This window comes from Proteus sp. FME41 (assembly GCF_014897315.1).
Classification (GTDB): Bacteria; Pseudomonadota; Gammaproteobacteria; order Enterobacterales; family Enterobacteriaceae; genus Proteus.
The window spans coordinates 1-4,259 of record NZ_JABUYL010000048.1; the positions used below are offsets into that span (position 1 = coordinate 1).

At 32.5% G+C, this 4,259-nt stretch carries 2 protein-coding genes and 1 pseudogene; all 3 read left to right on the forward strand.

Going from position 1 to position 4,259, the window contains the following annotated elements; all coding sequences use genetic code 11:
* The first annotated feature begins 103 nt into the window (after nt 1-103).
* Entirely contained in the window at nt 104-2,500 is a 2,397-nt protein-coding gene (locus INT04_RS19035; protein WP_193017591.1) for a T6SS phospholipase effector Tle1-like catalytic domain-containing protein, read from the forward strand.
* 56 nt (nt 2,501-2,556) lie between these two features.
* Nucleotides 2,557-3,690, forward strand: coding sequence for a hypothetical protein (locus tag INT04_RS19040; protein WP_193017592.1), 1,134 nt, complete (start codon nt 2,557-2,559; stop codon nt 3,688-3,690).
* Nucleotides 3,677-4,259 (forward strand): annotated as a pseudogene (locus INT04_RS19045) (type VI secretion protein VasK); the annotation flags it as partial. The gene INT04_RS19040 and the pseudogene INT04_RS19045, both read left to right, overlap by 14 nt.

Here is a 4,259-nt window from a genome sequence, read left to right on the forward strand (position 1 = left end):
ATTTTTTACCTTGTAATGAGGTGAAAATTACCACTTCTTGCTATAGCTATGGTGACCCTGAATACCCAATTAATGAACCTCATAATATGAAGGAGCCCACTGTATGTTTGAAGAAATAAAAGCAGAACCCGTTTGGGTACCTAATCATTTCCCTGATAAAGGCCGATTAAAATTAACTCAGAAACAAATAGAAAATAATTATAAAACACGAGAAGAAGAGAAACGAAATCATAATTCTAGCCTTGCTAGTGTAAAAAATAACTGCTGTCGAAATTTGCATATTAGTTTCTTTTTCGATGGTACCAATAATAATCGAGATAGAGATATGGCGTCTGAGCCTAAAACTGCGACCAATATTACCCGATTATTTGAAACAACGTATGAAGATGAAAATAACCCAGATAAAAAACAAAGAGAATATTTTAAATATTATATGCCCGGTGTTGGTACTGCCTTCCCTGAAATAGCAGAATATAATTTTACTAATATGGGCTTAATATTTGCAACAGGGGGTGAGAATCGTATTAATTGGGCTTTATTAATGTTAGCAAGTACATTAAGTGTAGCTTCTGGTAATAAGAGGTTAGAGATATCTGAATGTAGAATGTATTTGAAAGATATGGCAACTCCAACATATCTTCCTATTAGTGGTAAAGGTCGTCGCCGTGCCGTTATCCATTCTTTAATTAATAAAAAAGAGATTATTGAAGGATTGCAACTTAAACCTAAGACTTTAATGATTAAACTTTATGTTTATGGTTTCTCTCGTGGTGCGGCGGAAGCAAGAACCTTTGTTAATTGGGTTACGCAATTATTTGATACCCCAGAAGGTGCTGATAAACCTGCTCAGCAATTATGTGGTATTAATGTAAAAATTGAGTTTATTGGCATTTTGGATACTGTACCCTCTGTGGGTATAGTACATTTAGCGCCTTTCTTTTCAGGTCATATGGATTGGGCAAATGGCACTCAACAACTCCCCAGTGAAAAAATTTTTCCTGACTTTATTAAGTGCTGTCGCCACTTTGTTTCTGCCCATGAACAACGCTTCTGTTTTCCTCTAGATACAGTAAGACGCCCTTCAAATTGGGAAAACGAAAAAAATAAAGCAGATACATCTGTGAATAATAAAAATATTAATGGTAATAATTATGGCCGTTATCCCAAAATATCCGATATTGAAGAAGTGGTTTACCCTGGTGTTCACTCCGATATTGGAGGGGGATATTTGGTAGGAGATCAAGGAAAAGCCTTTAATGATCCTTCAATGTTAGCTTCACAAATCGTCTTGCATGATCTTTATCTTTCAGCATTTCAGGCGGGCTCTCCCCTTAAAGTGGCAGTTAAATCTCCATTAACAGTTTCAAAGAAGAATATGAGTGAGCATGTAGAACCAGAAATTCTCAATTTATTTGAAATCAACCCAATTCTAATTCAACGCTTTAACGCATGGCGAAAAATTACTTTAGGGTTACCTCAAGTGGCTACTACTCATTTTTCAGAAACTTTCAATGCTTGCCGTGCAAATACAACATTAGAAAAAGTCGTCGAAAAACAAATGGCATGGATGACAGCTTGGCGTATCGATAGATATGCCGATATGAATCTGTTTAATCAAGATTTTTATAAAAATGCATTACAGCATGGCACTGAAAAGATCAAAGAAGATAAAGAAAAATGGGAGAAAACTAAAGAGGAGATAGAAGAACAACAGAAAGAAAAAATAAAACAAGGTACAGATACCATTTCACCAAGAGATCTTATGGGGCCTCGTATTTATGAGCCCATGCTAGGTAAAACACAATTAAGAGAAGGTGCTGAAGAATTTAAAGCTGACTATTATGATGAACGAAGAGAAGTTCGAAATTGGAAACAGTTTTCTGTCGATAATTTATTAACTAATATAATGTGCTTAGTAAATACTGACGATGAGAAAGCTGAATATTTTCATATGAAACAAAGTGGTGATGATATTTATAAAAAAGGTTATGGATTTCCTTTATTTAAAGAAAATAACACTCCTGATCCTGATGCATTATTAACAAGAGATTTATTTGATAACCAATTTCATGATTCTCGTGCTTGGTTTATGCATGATGCATTACAATCTAGAGAACCTTGGGCAAGCTATTTTAGTTATAGAATGATCTATGCTGATAGTGAAACAAATAAATTTTTATCACCTGTCGCAATAGCGGGAAAATTAATTGGTATAGCCACATTTATTGGTGGTATGGCGTATGTAGTGAGGCAAAAAAACATTAAAAATGCACTGGGTGCTTTTGCAGGTACATTAGGCGTTATGTCAATGGAATATGAAGTAGTAAATGCAATAACAGGATTAGCACTTCCCCTTAATCCTGAAGATGTTAAACCTACTAAAAATGCGGGCCCTGTACAATCAATTGCCATAGCTCAATCTATTGTTGAAAAAACAGAAGGTGTTATAAATAGTTTAACTCAAGTTATTGATACTAAAAAAGTCTTATCAATTGCTTAAATTAGCATTAATCCCATTTATTTTAACTTTATCTCTAAAAGATCAGGAGATATATCGTGAGATATCCTCCGCGTTACCCTGAGTTTACCCAAGACAAACCGATAAATTGGAAAAAACTATTAAAGTGGTTATTGATATTTATTGGTTTCTCTCTTTTTTTCACTAATATTATTTTATCAAATAGTAAAGTAGAGAATAAATATTTTATTTTAATCTCTAGTGTTATCATTCCTATCTTTATTTCATCATTCTTATTTTTAATTTATTTATTTTTAAAAGTATTAAACAATCATAACAATGAGTTATTTAAAAAACAATTTGATGAAGACAGTAAAAAATGGTGGTTATACCATAGTGCTTCAATACCAATAAAAAATTCAGTTGTTATTGGCTCTTTGGGTGAAAACCAATATAAATGGCATCAGGCTTTAAAAGATAAACCGATACCTCCATCTTCTATAATAGAGGAGGAGCAAGAGTGCATTCCCTGTTCAGCACTCATCGGAGATAAAAAAAACAGAGAAGAAATGATTGCTAAATTACTAGCTAATCACTTTATAAATACTGAAGAAAACAATATTGATAATATCAAAATAGATAATTTTTACTGGAAAGGTAGTCAAAGTAGTCTAAATAAATTTATTGAACATCTAAAAGGTCATCATATATTACCACCATTAAAAATCATATTTATCGATTCAATAGATTCTTTAGATATCATTATTGATAACTACTATCTTCATTATAAGTCAGATCATTACAACCTTGTTGGCGGTTCTAATATTTTTGATGATATCAATGCAGGTAAATTAAGTGAAACTGGTTTTTTATGGACAATACTTCCTGATAAAAAAGCCTATCATTTACATCGTTGTGAAATATCAAATAATGAAAATGTTAATGAATTAGCGTCTCAAATTATTAAATATTCAGGGATGGAGAAATTACCAGAAATAAATATATCGATTAATACTCAAGCATCTTATGCTTTTTTATCAACATCACTCTATTCAGCCGACAATATTGTACAGGATTACTTCGGTGATAGTACTTGCTCATCACCATTTATCGCTATTTCGTTTGCTGCTCTACACTGCATGCATAACGATGTTAATAGTTGTGGATGGATTTCTGGATATTGTAACGATCAATATATAGCAGGGGTTATTCTCAAAGATGAAAATCAATGATAAGCTTTCTTCAACTCGGGATTTATTTATTATTTATGCTGTTGTTCTTACAATATCCCTTTTTACGTTAAGCATACTTTATTATCTTTTTGGTAATGAAATATTAGAAACAGACTACTCACCTAAAGAAATTGTATTTTTTACTTTTTCCAGTTGGGCTGCTTTATTATTAGCTTTTCCTTTTTTTATTTATGGTTGGAAAAAAGTCATTCCATTACTCAGTAAACCTTTCTTATATAATACAAAAACATTACCAGAAATAAACAAACAAAATAATTCATTTATTGATGATATATTTAAACAATATGGTCAACGTAATTCAAAAAATTTAATACGCATACTCCTCATCGGCACCTCGACTTCTATCGAAAAACTGGCTCCCAATCTAACAACGGATATCTGGCAAGAAAACAATGGAACGTTACTTATCTATGGTGGCGATATCCATCAAAGTATTGATGAAAATTTAATTCAAGATTTAAAACAACTGCGCCGACGTCGTCCGCTCGATGCAGTTATTTGGGTGTCAGAAAATAACTTATCGCAACAACCGCTGGGTCATTCCTTAT